This window comes from Flavobacterium sp. ov086 (genome assembly GCF_900187965.1).
GTDB lineage: Bacteria > Bacteroidota > Bacteroidia > Flavobacteriales > Flavobacteriaceae > Flavobacterium.
Window position 1 is genome coordinate 119,695 of record NZ_FZNL01000006.1, and the last position, 16,881, is coordinate 136,575.

Annotated in this window: 10 protein-coding genes; 1 reads left to right on the plus strand and 9 read right to left on the minus strand. The window is 34.6% G+C overall.

Features of this window, described 5'->3' with window-relative positions:
• Nucleotides 1-12 precede the first annotated feature (12 nt).
• From pelA to CHB81_RS09015, 9 genes are all read right to left on the minus strand, one after another.
• Nucleotides 13-2,022, minus strand: a complete 2,010-nt coding sequence (gene pelA, locus CHB81_RS08970; protein WP_089351560.1) for a pectate lyase — start codon at nt 2,020-2,022, stop codon at nt 13-15.
• 196 nt (nt 2,023-2,218) lie between these two features.
• Nucleotides 2,219-3,817, minus strand: a complete 1,599-nt coding sequence (locus tag CHB81_RS08975) for a glycoside hydrolase 43 family protein (RefSeq protein ID WP_089351561.1) — start codon at nt 3,815-3,817, stop codon at nt 2,219-2,221.
• Nucleotides 3,818-4,147: 330 nt separating this feature from the next.
• The gene (locus tag CHB81_RS08985; RefSeq protein WP_089351563.1) at nt 4,148-5,368 is read right to left on the minus strand and encodes a glycoside hydrolase family 105 protein; all 1,221 of its coding nucleotides are present in this window, start codon (nt 5,366-5,368) and stop codon (nt 4,148-4,150) included.
• A gap of 20 nt (nt 5,369-5,388) precedes the next feature.
• Nucleotides 5,389-6,591 carry a glycoside hydrolase family 105 protein gene (locus tag CHB81_RS08990; protein ID WP_089351564.1) on the minus strand — a complete coding sequence of 401 codons (1,203 nt, stop codon included), beginning with the start codon at nt 6,589-6,591 and terminating at the stop codon, nt 5,389-5,391.
• 381 nt (nt 6,592-6,972) lie between these two features.
• The gene (locus tag CHB81_RS08995; RefSeq protein WP_089351565.1) at nt 6,973-7,941 is read right to left on the minus strand and encodes a DUF4861 family protein; all 969 of its coding nucleotides are present in this window, start codon (nt 7,939-7,941) and stop codon (nt 6,973-6,975) included.
• Between the two features lie 10 nt (nt 7,942-7,951).
• Nucleotides 7,952-8,887 (minus strand): alpha/beta hydrolase, encoded by a 936-nt coding sequence (locus CHB81_RS09000; RefSeq protein WP_089351566.1) that lies wholly within the window; start codon nt 8,885-8,887, stop codon nt 7,952-7,954.
• 314 nt (nt 8,888-9,201) lie between these two features.
• Complete coding sequence (locus CHB81_RS09005; protein ID WP_089351567.1) at nt 9,202-10,893, minus strand: RagB/SusD family nutrient uptake outer membrane protein; 1,692 nt, start codon at nt 10,891-10,893, stop codon at nt 9,202-9,204.
• A 10-nt stretch (nt 10,894-10,903) separates the two neighbouring features.
• On the minus strand, nt 10,904-14,077 hold the full coding sequence (locus CHB81_RS09010) for a TonB-dependent receptor (RefSeq protein ID WP_089351568.1): 3,174 nt from the start codon (nt 14,075-14,077) through the stop codon (nt 10,904-10,906).
• Between the two features lie 39 nt (nt 14,078-14,116).
• Nucleotides 14,117-15,556: a glycoside hydrolase family 28 protein gene (locus CHB81_RS09015; protein WP_089351666.1), complete on the minus strand. Its 1,440-nt coding sequence runs from the start codon at nt 15,554-15,556 to the stop codon at nt 14,117-14,119.
• A gap of 287 nt (nt 15,557-15,843) precedes the next feature.
• Between CHB81_RS09015 and CHB81_RS09020 the strand changes: the two genes are divergently transcribed.
• Complete coding sequence (locus tag CHB81_RS09020; protein ID WP_089351569.1) at nt 15,844-16,872, plus strand: LacI family DNA-binding transcriptional regulator; 1,029 nt, start codon at nt 15,844-15,846, stop codon at nt 16,870-16,872.
• Nucleotides 16,873-16,881 lie beyond the last annotated feature (9 nt).

Sequence of the window (16,881 nt, forward strand, 5' to 3'; positions counted from 1 at the left end):
TGCGCCATCTTTTTATCTCGAATACCAATTTGCAATTGAGTCTTTCAGAATGTTTTCGATTGTATATTTATCTGCTTCATTCTGCTGAAGCTGATGCGACCAGGTAACTCTTTTTGCGGGCTGAAAACCTTCGCCTTTGCAATTATACTCAGCATAGAAAGTCGTTTTCTCTGCTTCGGGTTTTGACCAGTTTTCCCAGCCTTCAGGTCTTATATGTTTTCCCATATCGCAATTGATGTAAACCGTTTTTGCATAAATACGCCACGGTCTTCCTAAGTAAACTGTCGTTGCTGATGGATTTGCTGTGAGTTTGCAATCTTTAAAAACAAAACCAAAAACAATATCCTGAGGTGTTGAAGCCGCAGTGATATAGGAATTTTTAAGACTATGAATCACGCAGTTTTCGAATAAAGCAGTCGCACTTCCAAAAATAAAATCGGTTGTACCTTCAATATAACATTCTTTAAAATATTGTTTTGCATCTTTTCCCGATAAGTACAAAGTATCCTGATTTCCCAGAATATTACAATTTAAAACCTGAACCCTATTTGCCACCAAAGACAGTGCAATCGCCTGCCCGTTATCGCCAGAAGCGTTTTTTATCGTCAAATTGGAAGCCGAAAAATCATCACCTTCTACTAAAACCGTGTAGGTAAAAAAAGTACTGTTTCGACCTGAATTGATTTTCGAAAAATTATCATCAAAACTAATAATCGTATTCTCCTTACTTTCTCCAATTAAAGCCAAATGTGTGTTCCATTCCGGAATCCGAACTTTTTCATTGTAGATTCCGTTTTTTATAAAGACGGTAACTTTTTCATACGGAAATGATGGACAAGCATTTATAGCATCCTGAATTTTTGTAAAATCACCGGAACCGTCTAATGCAACCGTTATTAAGTTATCTTTTTTTTTATCCGATGTTTCTTTTGAAGAGACTTTTACACCATTTTTAATCGCCCAAGCCGGATATTTTTTAAGGACTTCTTTTGGTTCATCCGTGTACCATGCATATCCATTTCTGCGTTCTGCACCAATCTCGTCCAATGATTTCTTTTTTACACCATCGCGATCGCAAAAGAATGGTTCGTTATTGTCCAACTCCATAAATCTTGCCCAAATTGGTGCTGTATTTTGTATAACAATCATTTTTTTGTCAATGATTTTTTCTTCGTCATTTAGAACTCGTTTCTCTTCAAGATTTGTGATTTTAGTTTTCTCGAACCAAGCCTGAGCACTTTTAACCGCTGTAATAATTTCCGAAGTAGGTTTATCGATCGACATCAAAAGCAAAACAATCTTAGCCGATTCTTTTCCGCTTAGCGAAGGTAATTCGTAGGCTCGTGCTTTGGCTGGAGCCAAAGTATTTTCGTCATGCTGGGCACACCAAGCAGTTAAAATTCCGTTTTGTTTGTATTGCGTTTTTAAGATACAATCAATTCCTATATCAAAAGATTTTCTGGCTTTTTTGACAATTTCCTTTGATGGTTTAATGCTATAAAAATCAGTTTCTTCACCTACTTGTTTCATGATATTCAATATATTAACCATTGAATCATCATTGTAAGTAATATGCGTATAATAGCCTTTTTTAAGAGGGTAAAACTGAGGCCATCCACCGTTTTTATATTGGGCTTCAAACAAATAATTTAGTCCTTTTAAGAAAGAATCTTTGTATCTCTCGTCCTTAACCTGTGCATATATTTTAGACATAAAAAGCATTTCCTGACACGTTGCACCGTTATCTGTTGTAATCTCATGCAAATCAGTTTTTAAAGCAATTAGTTTTTGCTTCTCCATCTCACTAAGCGGATTTTGCATCTGAATATTTTTTGGCCATCCGCCAATATTTCTTTGGTAAAGCAAAACATTCTCCGCAATGTTTTTGGCTTCCGCCGAAGCAAACCAAGCCGCATCATTTTTACGAATAATATCTGGCCAGTTTTTAAACGTGTTCTGTGCGTTTGCGATAAAACTTATGCCACATAAAACCAAGAATATGTATTTTTTTATTCCAATCATTTTAATATGTTTTTAAACTTAATGTTTTAAGCTTTTTTTTCAACAAAATCATTTTAACCCTATTTTAAATTATTATTTTTCCTACAAACGTATTCCAGTGTCAATTTTTAAAGTTAATCCAACAGAAGTGATTTATACAACCCGTTTTTTTCGAAAAACTAAAACATTATGTCAATTTACTGTGTTTTATTATTTTTTAGTTTGTTACCCTAAACCAATCGACGGCAACATTTCCAGAGTCATTTGTAATTTTTTCGCTCAAGGCAAAAAGTCCTACTTTAGCGCCAATCCATTTTCCTTCTTTGGCTACAAATCCATTTCCTATTGAATGGTATTTTTTATCGTCTAAGCTATAAAAGAAACTGCAAATACCTCCTTTTTTAACTTTTACTCTCAGATAGATTATATTGTCTTTTATAGAAATTGGTGTTGTCTCCGTTTCCCAAACTTTTTTATCGAACGTTCCTGTTTTCTGATTCAGATATAATTTTCCGTTCTCATTCTTCAAACACAAATAACTATAATCCAATCCCATAATTATAAGTCCGGTCGATTCTCCATTTATTCTCGCATTGAAAGTTAATTTGGCTGTAGCCGAAAATTCTTCAGCGGGGAATTTTTGCATCAATAAATTTGGTGCATCAAATATTTTCTGATCGTCTTTGATTGTTGGCAAACAAAACAAATTTAAATATCCCAAACTCGTCGGAAATCCCCAATTGATTTGAGAATTTGCCTGCCATTGCCATTGTAAACCTAATTTAAGTTCATTAAATTCATCAGATGTTGCAGGAACTTCTATCAGATATTTTCCTCCTACATTTGGTTTTTTGAATCTTGTAACTGGTTCTCCAATTCCGTTTTTATCGAAATCCTCTCCCATAACTGGCCAATCATTCACCCATTTCATAGGTTCGAGATGTACGATTCGTCCATAAGCCCCTTTATCCTGAAAATGTATAAACCAGTCTTCGCCGGTTTGTGTTTGTATCCACGCACCTTGATGTGGGCCGTTTATAGTTGTTTTTCCTTGTTCGAGAACTTTCTTCTTTTCATAAGGGCCATAAACATTTTTTGATCTCAAAACCGTTTGCCAACCTGTAGCAACGCCACCGGCAGGAGCAAAAATATAGTAATACTTATTTCGCTTATAGAATTTTGGGCCTTCAATAGTCCCTTCAGTTTCATGTCCGTCAATGACCATTACCTCATCATTATTGATAACAGTTCCGTCAGCATTCATGCTGCAAACGACCAACAGACTTTTAATTTGCGCCCGACTTCCTGCAAAGGCATGAACCAAATAATTTTTTCCGTCATCATCCCATAACGGACTTGGATCTATCAAACCTAATCCCGCTTTTACCAAAAGTGGTTCTGACCAAGGTCCTTCTGCTTTTTTGGCTTTTATCATGTAAACTCCAAAGTCAGGATCAGGATAATAAATATAAAATTCATCGTTATGAAAAGTAATACTCGGTGCCCAAACTCCATTTCCAGGCTGTACTTTATTATACGTTTCAAATGGCGGTTGTTTGCTAAGTGCATATCCTATAATTTTCCAGTTTACCAGATCTTTAGAATGTAAAATTGGTAATCCCGGAATACAATTAAAAGAAGAAGCTGTCATATAAAAATCATCTCCAACCCTGACAACATCTGGATCCGAATAATCTGCGTGAATTATCGGATTTGTATAAGTTCCATCTCCATTATCCGGTACCCAAACCTGAGCAAAAATATTTTGCATCACGAATACTGACCATAAAAGGAAAAGGACTTTTGTGTTTTTCATTGTTGTTTTTATATTTTTTTTGAGCTATTTCCCGCACCCGAGCCTGAAAGTGCGAACTAGCGAAGCAATCCATTTCAATCTTTTATGGCTCCCGAAGCCTCGGGACCGCCATAAAAGGATTTCCTCCCGTCCCGAAGCTTCGGGATCGGGACTATCGGGGCTAGGGCACTCATTTTCAGGAGAATATTTTCGTTTAATTTGTCATTTCGACCGAAGGGAGAAATCACATAAAGAAACTCCATAATCAAAATCGCCAATCTTTGTCGAATCCCGTGTGTGATTTCTCCTCCGTCGAAATGACACACTTTACGTTCATTCCATATTTTCAAATTATCGATTCAATTCTAAAGCAGCCAAAATAAAAGGTCCGGTTGCTTTAGGATCGTTGTCTTTTTTTCGTTCCTTAACATAATATTCATATGAACCATCACGATATGGTTTTCCGCCCAGACCCGCTACGGCACAAGCTTGTGTTAAGGTAATTCCTCCATCGGCATCGACTTTTATCAATTGTTTCGTCAAACCATCAAAAGCTTTATTGGCTAATTTTTTATATTTTGAAGGCAAATATCCTTTGTTTGCCCCTTTTGCAAAAGCATAAGCAAACATCGATGATCCTGATGCTTCAAGATAATTTCCTTCTTTATTTCCTTTATCCGTTACCTGATACCATAAACCCGATTTATCCTGATATTTTGCCAAAGCTTCCGAAACATTATTCAAATATCCCACAAGCTCTTTTTGTTTGGGATGATCCTTAGGGAAGTAATCCAAAACATCCACAAGCGCCATAGCATACCATCCTAAGGCTCTTGACCAGAAGTTTGGCGAAGTTCCCGTTTCTTTATTTGCCCAAGCCATTTGTTTGCTTTCATCCCAAGCGTGATACAATAAACCTGTTTTAGGATCTGTCGCGTATTTTTGAATCAATTCAAATTGTTTTGCAACGTCGTCTAATTGTTTTCCGTTTTCGAAAGCTGTTGTGTATTCTGCATAAAACGGTTCTCCCATATACAAACCGTCTAACCACATTTGGTTTGGATATATTTTTTTGTGCCAGAATCCACCGCTTTCTGTTCTTGGTTGTTCCGTTAATTGTTTACGCAACAATTGTAGTGCTTTTAAGTATTTTTCTTCTTTAGTAGTTTCATAAACTTTAAAAAGTAAACGACCGGAAACAACCATGTCAATATTATAATTATCAAGATCATAAGTTTTAATACTTCCGTCATTCTCAACAAAAGAATCTACATATCCTTTTATATAAACCGGATATCTTGGATCTGGATTTTGTTTGTACAATTCTTCAATCGAGTGCAAAACCAGACCGTGAACATAATCCCATTTTGGAGTCTTGGCATCATCGATCATATAGGCTTCAGGATGACGTTTCATCACCGTTAAAGCCATTCTATCACACCATTTCATATCCTTAGAAATAACAATATCAGTTTTTACCGGTTCTTGTGAAGTTACTTTACAACTCGTAAAAGTCATTGCGCAAATCAATAAAACGGATGCTAAATAACCTTGTCTTTTATTATTTTTCATTTTTATTATATTTTTTACTTCTATTTATCTAATTCAAGTGCACTCAGTAAAAATGCCACTAAAGCCGGAGAACCATTATCTTTTGTTTTTCCGCTAATATAATACTCATTTGTACCGTCTCTAAAAGGTTTTCCTCCCAGACCAACACTTGGTGAAACGTTTACAATATTTACTTCTCCCGTTTCTCCAACTTTTACAAATTCTTTTACAAAAGCATCGAATGATTTCTGTGCCGTTTTTTTATAATTTGACGCTAAGTAACCTTTATTACTGCCTTTAGCCAAAGCATAAATAATCATCGCCGAAGCAGAAGGTTCTAAATAATTTCCTTTTAATTCCGGTTTATCTGCCACTTGATACCATAATCCTGAAGAACTTTTATATTGTAACACACTTTTTGATATCTGATTCAAATAACCTACTAAAGTTTTATATTTTGGATGTGATTTTGGATAATAATCCAGTGTTTCCACTAAAGCCATCATGTACCATCCAATTCCTCGTCCCCAGATTGTTGGCGATGTTCCCGTTTCCGGATTTGCCCACGCAATTTGTTTGCTTTCGTCCCAACATTGATAAACCAAACCCGTTTTTTTGTCTACCAAATGATTCTGAACCAATTCGAATTGTTTGGCAATATCATCCAGACTTTTTCCATTTTCGTACTTAACCGTATATTGTGTATAAAAAGGTTCTGCCATATACAAACCATCAATCCACATTTGATTGGGATAAATTTGTTTGTGCCAAAATCCGCCGCTTGCCGTTCTGGGTTGATTTTCGAGTTGTTTCCTTAATTGAACAATTACTTTTTGATACCGATTGTCTTTCGTCAAATCATATAAATTAAAAAGAATTTTGCCCGGATTTACATAATCAATATTGTATTCTTTCTCGTCATACTTTTTAATATTTCCAGAACTGTCGATCATTTCATCCGCATATTCTTTTATGTAATTCAGGTATTTTAAATCGTTTGTTTTCTGATATAATTTCTCAAAAGAAAACAATAAAAAACCCATTTTATAATCCCATTTAGGTTTTTCGTTTCCATCAATTTGCCAGGCTTTCGGATAATTATTTAAAATTGAAAGTGCCGTTTTTTCAGACCATTTTGAATCTTTAGAAATAGCATATTTATTTTGCGCCATTATTAAACTACTGCTGAACAGAAGAAAAACAATTACCCAATTGGTATATTTTATGGAAACATTTTTAAGCATGGAATTTGTTTGTATTATTTTTTCTCGCAGGTTTGGCAGATTGAGCAGATTTTATTTTTAATCCGTTAATCTGTCGCATTTTTATTTCACGCAGATTTTAAAACGATTTAAGCAGATATGCGCAGATACTTATTCGCAATTTATTTTCAAATTAAATCTGCTTAAATCTGCAGAATCTGCGTGAAAAAAAATCTTTTTAATCCTTTTAATCTGTGGCATTTTTATTTCACGCAGATTTTAAAACGATTTAAGCAGATATGCGCAGATACTTATTCGCAATTTATTTTCAAATTAAATCTGCTTAAATCTGCAGAATCTGCGTGAAAAAAAATCTTTTTAATCCTTTTATCCCGATAGCTATCGGGAGTGGCAAAACAAAATTTACATTTTACCTTTCTTATTCAATAATTCCAGTTTTTCATCTAAATACTTTACAAATTCTTCTTTCGATTTAATTCCGTTTTGTTCTTGTTCCCACGCGCCTAAAAAGTAAAAAGAATGTGCTTTGGTTGTTGGTTTAAAGACGATAAGATAATCTAAATCCGTATCGGCAACATTTTCAATTTCATTTATTTGATAAAAAATTGCCATTCCTAATTTATCCGGAACTAAAGACTGTTCTCCATAAGTTGCCAGATAAGCCCACTTTTTATTCTTGCTTTCTTTTTTAAGTAATTCAGCATTCTTTTGTTTTACGATTCCGGTGCAGATTCCTTTAATTTCTTTTGAAGCCTGAATTTTATGTTCTGTATAAAGCTGGTCCGGTTTAATGGTTAATTCTGTAGTAAAATCAATTTTATCAGAAGCTGTTTTCCATCCGTAGTAACGAACTTTTACTTTCGATTCATTTCCTTTATTTTCGACATTTGCCAAAGTTGAATCTACTTCATGAAAATGCAGTTTTTCGTTGTTTAGATAACGATCAATTGACCCAATTCCGATTCCTTTTCCGGCTTTCAGAATGTCAGCTCCCCAATCGCTCATTTCATGATACGAATCAAAATTATCCTGACCAACTTGTGGCAAAACTATTGCTGATGTCTTTTTTCCGAAAATATCTATTGCATTTCTCCAGTCTAAATACAAACGATATCCAATTCTGTTGTTTTCCCAACCCGGACCTTCATAACGAATATCAAAAGAATGATCTGTATGTTCCGGTGCTAATTTTAGTTTATCAACGTTTTTAAAAACGGTTCCACCAATGTACTTTCTGCCTTCCCATTTTCCATCTGTTTTTACGGATAATTCAGCATAGGTTTTAGCCGTTTTAATGTCGTATTTATTTTGTGCTTTACAAGCCGAAAGTCCAAAAAATAATACCGCTGATAAGGTTATTACTATTTTCATTTTATAAAATTTATTTAAATATTTTGTTTAAAAATTGTGTTGTATACTGTATCATTTCATCAAACCAAGGTTGGAAAAACCAAAAGGAATGTGGTGACTTTTCAATTGTTTTTACTTCGTTATAAATTCCACTCTCCTTTAAAATGGTAATCATATCATCTCTTCCGGCATGAAACCTATCAAAACTACTGTTTATAAATAATATAGGCGGCGTATTTTTATTGGTATGGCTTAAAGCCGAAGCATTTTTCCAGTTCTCCGGATTTTCTTCATAAGTACCTTTTAACCAAAATGACGCCATTTCTCCTTCTTTTGATTCCGGATGTTTAAACGCTAAAATTCCATCTACATCGATAATTGCATTTACTTTTGATGAAGATTTACTTTTATTCAGTGCATCTTCAAAAGCTAAATCTCCATTTGTTGTACCAATCAAAGCTGCCATTTGACCTCCCGAAGAGCATCCTAAAATTGCAATTTTGTTTGGATCTACATGAAACTTTTTAGCATTATCTTTTATAAATTTAATTGCATTTTTAATATCATAAATCCCTTCCGGATATTTCGCTTCAAGCGATAATCTGTATTCAATTGCAAAACAAGAATATCCTTTTGACGCTATTTCCTGTGCTATAACCTGCATCTGACTTTTATTTCCTGATCTCCAGCCACCGCCATGAATCATAATTACGGCCGGATTTAGTTTTTCTTTTTTATAAAAATAAGCATCTAAATGTAATGCTCTATTTTGCTTTTGATTGTAAACAAGATTATAAATTTCAGTAACCTTTTTATCTTTTTTTGACTCCGCAATTGTGATAAATGGATATTGCTTAATCAATTTATTATAAGTGCTCTTTATGGTATAAGAAGTATCGACCGCAAAATTGTTTTGTGCAGAAATTGTTGTTGCATACAATACCAAAAACAGTACTATTTTATTCATTTCTAAAACTTCAATTCTTAGTTAAGAAAGGAGTTTGATATGCGATCAAACTCCTTTTTAACTTCTTCAAAAACACTAATTATAAAAACTTAGATTCTTTTTTTGCCACGAATTGCACAAATTTTCGCAAATCACTGTGCTTAATCTGTGACATTACTTTTGCCATTTTATTTGCCACAGATTCCAAAGATTAAAATGATTTTTTATGTTCGATTATCATAAATCATCACGATTAATTAGTGAGAATTCGTGAAATTCGTGGCAAAGAATCTTTTTTAATAAATTTAATCTATGGCATAACTTTTATCAAATTACTAATATGCCGGGTTTTGAGGATAATTTTTACTTCTGTTCAAATCTAATGCTGATTGTGGTATTGGTCTTAAAATTTTAAGATTACCAGCTTTTCCTGCAAAAGCATTTGTTGATGTAACTTTAGGGTTGTATAAAACGGTTCTTTCTACCAAAGTTCCTGTACGTTTTAAGTCGAACCAACGGTGATATTCACCTAATAATTCTCTACCTCTTTCGTCTAATATTGTGTTGATATCAATTGACGTCAATACCGGAATTGTTCCTGCTACTCCGCCTCCTGCTCTTCTTCTTACTTCGTTTAAACGTACTAATGCAGTTCCAGTATTACCTGCTTTAAAATAAGCTTCTGCGGCAATTAGATACGTCTCTCCAAGTCTTGATATAATAAAATCACGTGTGCTGCTTCTGTTTGTCGCTGGCGTTATTGGTGTTGTATTATAATTTGCACTTGTTGCACCGCTGTAAGGTGCTTTTGGATCATCGAATTTACGAACCGGAATCAAGTTGTAATCTCCTCCTGAAGCCGCTGCTGACGAATAAGTTCCCCAATTGTGGTATCTGAATTTTGCCGGATCTACCATTCTTGACGTATTTGCTAATACCCACGCATCTCTATCTGCCGTTGTAAACCATTTTGGCTCGTAGAAATCTGTAATTTTCAAAGCAGCTTTGTCGGCTACATCATAATAATCATAATATCTGCTGTAGATTTCGTTCATAAAAGTCCCTTCCCAACGTTTATCTCCTTTTTCATATAATGACAAAGCATAAACCGTAGGACAAAGTGTGTAACTTCTGTTAGGATAAGGATTTCCTGCCGCTGCAGCTCCTAAATACGAACTGAACCAATAGTTTTGCGAACTTCCTAAAGCTGTAGTTCCCGTTGCATTTGAAGCAGCTGAAAACTGAACTGAAAAGATGGTTTCAGCATTCATTTCGTTTCCTGGTTTTACCACATTATCAAAAGAAACTGCCAATGCTTGTCCGCCAATTACCTCATCTGCCAATGCAGCAGCTGTTGTAAAATCTGCCGGAGTTCCAAAAGTTTCATACCCTTTTGTCAAATATACTTTTGCCAATAAATCCTGAACCGCTCTTTTATTAACTCTTCCATTATAAGCTGCAGTGCTAACCGCCGGAAGCGCTTCGTTAAGATCTTTTAAAACCTGAGTATATATTTCTTCTGCCGAATTTCTGTCAAATGAAGTTACTGCTGTATTGATGTTTTCCAAAACAAGCGGAACTCCTCCATAAGTTTGAACTAACAGAAAATAAGCATTTGCTCTTAAAAATTTAAGCTCTCCAATTCTGGTATCCAACGTGCTTGATTTCTCCGTAAGAGTCGAATAATACAATCCCTTGTTAGCTTGCTGAATGGCGATGTAACAAGTTCTGTACAATTGATCTACTCCTGCAGATGACGATGATAAGGTCAAATATTTTGCAAGTCCTTCCGGTTCCTGATTTCTTCCTTCAGAATACATATCTGTTCCTGCTTCAAACAACCACGGATCACCTCCGTAAATATCTTTTAAAGTCGCGTAATTTGTATTTATTAAGGACTCAAAACCTGCAGAAGTCAAAAAGTATTGCTCTGCTGAACCGTAAGAACGATTGTCTTCCTCAATAAAATCGGAGCAAGAATTAAGTGTCGTTCCAAGTATTAGTATAGCTACTATTAATTTTTTCATTTTTTCTAATTTAAAATTTTAAACTTAATCCCATTTGAACTGTCATTGTCGACACACGATTCACTGCTAAAGCCGCAGTTGCCCATTCCGGATCGTACCCTTCATAAGGTGTAATTACAAACGGATTCAGCACATTTACATAAAAACGCATGCTTTTAAGTTTCAATTTATTTACCAGATCATTGTCCAAACTATATCCTAAAGCTATGTTTTGAACTTTAACAAATGATGCATTTTTGTAAAAAGCAACGTTATTAGTATCATAATAAACTCCTGCTCCACGCGGTAACGGGTTTGTGTTTGAATATTGTGGCGCAATACCGGCTCCATTTGCAGGAATGTACCAATCATCAAGATCTAATTTTTGACGACCTCTGTCCGTAACATCGGCAAAATTATCGTGGAAACCACTAAATACAGTCATTCCCTGATTGGTGATCAATGACATAGACAAATCAAATTGTTTTACTTTTAATGTCGTAGAAAAACTTCCTGACCATTTTGGATCGTAATTTCCTAAAATAGCTCTGTCATTATTAGCATCTATTTTACCATCGTTATTCAAATCTTTTACTCTTGCTTCTCCAGGTTTCTGACCATAAGAAAGAGCTTTTGCAGCTTCGCTTTCCTGCCATACGCCATCAAAAACATAATTGTAGTACGAGTGAATGTTTTCGCCGATAAATAAATTGTTTCCAACATCATCCACTTTATCTTGTCCGTAAATAGATTCTAATTTGTTTACGTTTTTAGTGAAAGTAAAACTGGTTTCCCAAGACACATTTTTAGTCTGAATATTTTTTGTTACCAAAGTAACCTCAATACCTTTATTGCTGATAGAACCCACATTTGAAGTAATTGTAGGAACTCCAATTTCTAACGGTAATGCTTGTTGAAACAATAAATCTTTTGATAAACGATCGTAAACATCTACACTTCCTGAGATTCTGTTTTTAGCAAATCCGAAGTCTAAACCTAAATTCACCTCTCTGGTTTTTTCCCACGTAAGATCAGTATTTCCTAAACTTGAAGAAGTATAACCGTTTGCCGCAGTACCGTTAAAATCATAATAAGTCGGCACTTTTAAAACACTTAAACTTGAATATGGCGAAACATTATCGTTTCCGGTATAACCAACGCTTCCTCTTAATTTTAAATTAGAAATAAAAGTAGCATTCTTCAAAAATGATTCCTGATTGATATTCCAACCCACAGCTACAGAAGGGAATGCTGTCCATTTATTACTGTCAGATAAAACAGAAGAACCATCATAACGTACTGATGCTGTTAATAAATAACGTCCTTTGTAAGTATAGTTTAAACGCGCTGCATAAGATTCTAATGTATTTTTAGAATATGGAATAAATACTCCTGACGGAATTATAGCAATAGATCCCGAAGGCGTTAAATTGTAAGTTGGCTGTGCTCCTGAACCCAAATTGTAAAATCCTGTTTCGAAAGGATTTTCTCTTGAAGATTGAAAATAAGTTTCAGTAGTATTAGAGTAGAAACTCTGAAGTAATAAAACATTGAAAACGTGATTTTCTTTTAATGTATAGTTGATATTAAATTGGTTGTCCCAAGTATAATTAAAATTTTGAACATTGGTCACATCTCCAGACGGTAAACTTTTGTTTTTAAGTCCAAAATCTGTTTGAGCACCAAGTGATCTTCCTTCTCTTGCATTCATAGAACCTGCTGAAAAAGTCGTTTTAAAAGACAGCCAATTTGTAAATTTATACTCTCCGAATAAATTACCAATTGTAGTAAATCTTTTGATTTCATCTGCAGAATTTGCAATTTCCAAAAGCGGGTTATATGAACCTGTTTTATTGATTGCAAGACTTCCGTTAGGATATTTTAATGTTCCCGGTTGTTGTGCATAAGTCCCAACAATTTCGTTTCCATCGGCATCAATTGCCCAAGGCGATGTAAAAGGATTTTGTCTAAAAGCTTCCTGCATTGCAGTTGCGCTTCCTAATTGTTCATCGGTTTTAGAAATCGTAAGGTTAACTCCAAACGAAATTTTATCGTTTATCTTATGATTCAAACCTGCCTTAAAATTGTATTTATCGATACCTTCATTGTCAATAACTCCGGTTTCTTTTTGTACACCAAGACCTATGTTATAAGACAAACCATTATCGGCACGACCGGTAATATTCAGATAATTATTCTGAGTCATTCCACCTTTTAGAACTGCGTCCTGCCAATTATAACTTTGGTTGTTAGCTACTCTTTGAAACAAAACCGGATTTGTTCCTGCCTGACCAACTGCCGTATTCAATTCCGTTGGATTGATATCATTAAATGTTGGATTCGAAGCCGAAATTGTAGTCGCTAAAAACGCCGATTGATGATAATACCACCATTTTTCAGGACTCATTAATTTAGGCAATCTCACCGCTTGTTTGTTTCCGTAAGAGCTATCATAAGAAACTGTTACACCGGCTTTGGCATTTGTACCGCTTTTGGTCGTAACAATTATAACTCCGCTTCCTCCTCTTGAACCGTAAATCGCTGCCGAAGAAGCATCTTTCAAGACATCCATTCTGGCAATATCCTGCGGATTCAAAAAGTCGATATTATCGGTTGGAACACCATCGACAACAAAAAGTGGTTTAGAGCCATCTTTATTAATAGAGTTTGCACCTCTAATAATAACGTTGAAACCATCACCAATTCGGCCAGAATTAGACGTTACCTGAACTCCGGCAATTCCCCCCTGAATTGCTTCCATTGGGTTCGTAACATTTCTTTCTGTAATTTTTGCAGCGGATAAAGTGTTTACTGCTCCGGTTAAATCTGTCTTTTTTACAGATCCGTAACCTACAACCACAACTTCGTTAAGCGAATTGGATTGTTCTGAAAGACTTACATTTACTTTAGATTTTCCGGCAACACTAACTTCCTGAGTCTGAAAACCCAAATAGCTGATAATCAAAACTGCTTTATTGCTTGCAACATTTATTTTAAAACTTCCTTCAAAATCTGTCGAAGTTCCGTTTTTAGTTCCTTTTTCCTGGATATTTACACCCGGAAGTGATAATCCTGCAGCATCAGTAATCTTTCCTTCTACCACCGTCGACTGAGCGTTCATAGTAGTACTCAAAAGGAAATTGAGGAAAAATAAAAACACAAGATTGTATTTTATTTTTTTCTTTGATAATTGTTTAATATTCATAGTTAGGTTAATGGTTTGGTTAATTGATAGTTTTCTTTTTTAATTTTTAATCGATTCTACTTTCTTTCCATTGATATAAGTGCTTATAAAATTTATATTTTTTACGTTTTTTAAAGAATAAACAGAGTCTACTTTTTCGATTACGACATCTTTAAAGCTGATATTCTCTATAGGAGATTCTTTGTAACCATCGGCGAGAATTCCATATTTTCCACCATTTTTGACTTTAATATTTTCAAGGCTGATATTTTTGATTGCGGGTATAAAATTTCCGGACTGACTGCCATATACATCATAAAACATAGTCGCTCTCAAAACACATTCTTTTACAGTTCCCACTTCAAGATTTCGAACATAAATATCCTCCGTTGTTCCGCCTCGTTTAGAGTTGGTTTTAATTCTGATTGCTCTTTCCAAATTTGGACTATCCATGACACAATTTTCAACAAAAACATTGTTTACTCCGGCAGATATTTCGCTTCCCATCACTACGCCACCGTGACCATCAATCATTTTACAATTCTGAACAATGATGTTTTTACTCGGAATCCCAACACGTCTTCCATCAGCATCTCTTCCGGATTTTATAGCAATACAATCGTCTCCGGTATTAAAAGTGCAATTTCTGATGATTACGTTTTGAGAATATTCAGGATCACAACCATCATTATTCGGCCCGTGGCTATTGACTGTTACTCCGTCGACAATTACATTATTGGACTTTATAGGATGTAAAATCCAAAACGGAGCATTAATCACCGTAATATCTTTTACTAAAACCGTATTACATTCAAAAAATTCAATAAAACTGGGACGTAAATAATGTCCTTCTCCAAAAATTCTTTCAGAAACCGGAATACCTTTTTCGGCCATTTCGATTAAACTAATTCTATTAAGCGGATCATTTTGAGATGGAGTTCCTTTTTGCCAACCGTACATTTTGCTTCCAGCCCAAATCCACCAATTGGTATTATTTGCTTGTCCATTTAATGTTCCTTTTCCGGTTATGGCAACATTCGTTTTATTTTTTGCATAAATAAGAGGCGAATGATTCATCAATTCTGTTCCTTCAAATGAAGTATGCACTAAAGGATATTCTTTTGAATCAATGCTAAACAGAATCTCCGCTTTATCATCCAGATGCAAATTGACATTACTTTCTAAATGTATAGGTCCTGTCAGGTATTTTCCATTTGGTACAAGAACTTTTCCACCTCCATTTTCAGCACAAGCTTTAATCGCTTTTTCAAAAATGGTTGTATTTGATGTTTTTCCATCCGCTACAGCGCCATAATCCATAACATTATAAGTCTTATCTAAAAAGTGTGTTTGTGGAATGCTTTTTACAATTAAATCCATCTTTTTCCACGGATCAGCTTCTGAAACATTAGAAACTTGTTTTCCACAAGAAAAAAATGACATTGCAAGCAGGCTACAAATAACAACTGATTTTGACACTATAGACTTATTTATAATCATTTGCAGGTAATTTTTTGATTTTTCAAACATAAAATCAATATTTATGTAATCGATTACACGAAAGTAGAAAATTTTTTTAATACCGCAAATTTATTTCGAAAATATTTATATATTTAATTTTTATTATAAACTATATTTACATTTAACACAAAAATATTCCTAATTATTTACCATAATAGAACAGAAAACGTTTTAGTTAGTCTATAATAGTAATCGATAACATTTTATATTTTGATAATAAAAAAAAATGTATTTTTGTCTAACAATTAATTTGAAACACTTTTTGAATGAGCGAAAAAATAACCATTTATGATATTGCCGAGAAATTAAATATCACTGCTGCTACTGTTTCAAGAGCCTTAAACAACAATCCGAAGATAAAAGAGAGTACACGTGAGCTGGTTCTTAAAACCGCTGCATCGATGAACTATAAGCAAAATAAACTTGCATTAGCCTTAAAAAGCGGTCGTAGTAATAATATAGGTGTAATTGTTCCTCGTATTGATAGCAACTTCTTTGCTTCTGTAATTAGAGGTGTTGAAGAAGAACTTCATCCGCATGGTTATCAGGTTATTATTTGCCAGACTCATGAAGATCCAAAAAGAGAAAATGAAAATCTATATACCTTAATTGACGCACAAGTAGACGGAATCATCATGTCGGTTACAGATGTGACTAACGAAAATGATAGTGCTTTTCGTAATGTTTTAGAGAAAAATGTTCCGTTGATCTTTTTTGACAGAAGTAAACATATTGAAGGTGTAAGCTCTGTAACAATCAATGACTTTAAAGGCGGATATATTACCACAAAACATTTAATAGATGAAGGTTGCCGTTGTATTGCTCATTTCTCCGGAGATCAATCTCTTGAAATATTCGAAAATCGTTTCTTAGGCTACAAACAAGCTTTACTGGATAATGGAATGACTTTTAAGGAAGAGTACGTTATTCATACCAAAAGTAGTGTTGATGCAGGAAAACAAGCTATTGATACTTTATTAAAATTAGAACCTCGTCCCGACGCTATATTTTCGGCGAGTGATTTTGCGGCTTTAGGCGCCATTCAGGAGTTAAAAGAACGCAATATCAGTATTCCGAAAGACTTTTGTGTAGCGGGTTTCAGTAACGAGCCTTTTACCAAATTCATGGAATTGTCAATAACTTCTGTCGATCAGTCTCCACTCGAAATGGGTAAAATGTCAGCAAGAGTATTCTTAGAACAAGTTGATAAAACCAATACAATCAAAATCGAAAAAAAGGTAGTACTCGCTCCGGAATTACACATTCGCAAATCGTCGTCAAGAACTACCTCTTAGTTTTTTTTC

Excerpts from the sequence above, each read along its gene's own strand:
- CHB81_RS09020 (WP_089351569.1), top strand. The coding sequence starts at position 15,844 with ATGAGCGAAAAAATAACCATTTATGATATTGCCGAGAAATTAAATATC.
- CHB81_RS08985 (WP_089351563.1), bottom strand. The coding sequence starts at position 5,368 with ATGAAAAATAATAAAAGACAAGGTTATTTAGCATCCGTTTTATTGATT.
- CHB81_RS09005 (WP_089351567.1), bottom strand. The coding sequence starts at position 10,893 with ATGAAAAAATTAATAGTAGCTATACTAATACTTGGAACGACACTTAAT.
- CHB81_RS08995 (WP_089351565.1), bottom strand. The coding sequence starts at position 7,941 with ATGAAAATAGTAATAACCTTATCAGCGGTATTATTTTTTGGACTTTCG.
- pelA (WP_089351560.1), bottom strand. The coding sequence starts at position 2,022 with ATGATTGGAATAAAAAAATACATATTCTTGGTTTTATGTGGCATAAGT.
- CHB81_RS09015 (WP_089351666.1), bottom strand. The coding sequence starts at position 15,556 with ATGATTATAAATAAGTCTATAGTGTCAAAATCAGTTGTTATTTGTAGC.
- CHB81_RS08990 (WP_089351564.1), bottom strand. The coding sequence starts at position 6,591 with ATGCTTAAAAATGTTTCCATAAAATATACCAATTGGGTAATTGTTTTT.
- CHB81_RS08975 (WP_089351561.1), bottom strand. The coding sequence starts at position 3,817 with ATGAAAAACACAAAAGTCCTTTTCCTTTTATGGTCAGTATTCGTGATG.
- CHB81_RS09000 (WP_089351566.1), bottom strand. The coding sequence starts at position 8,887 with ATGAATAAAATAGTACTGTTTTTGGTATTGTATGCAACAACAATTTCT.
- CHB81_RS09010 (WP_089351568.1), bottom strand. The coding sequence starts at position 14,077 with ATGAATATTAAACAATTATCAAAGAAAAAAATAAAATACAATCTTGTG.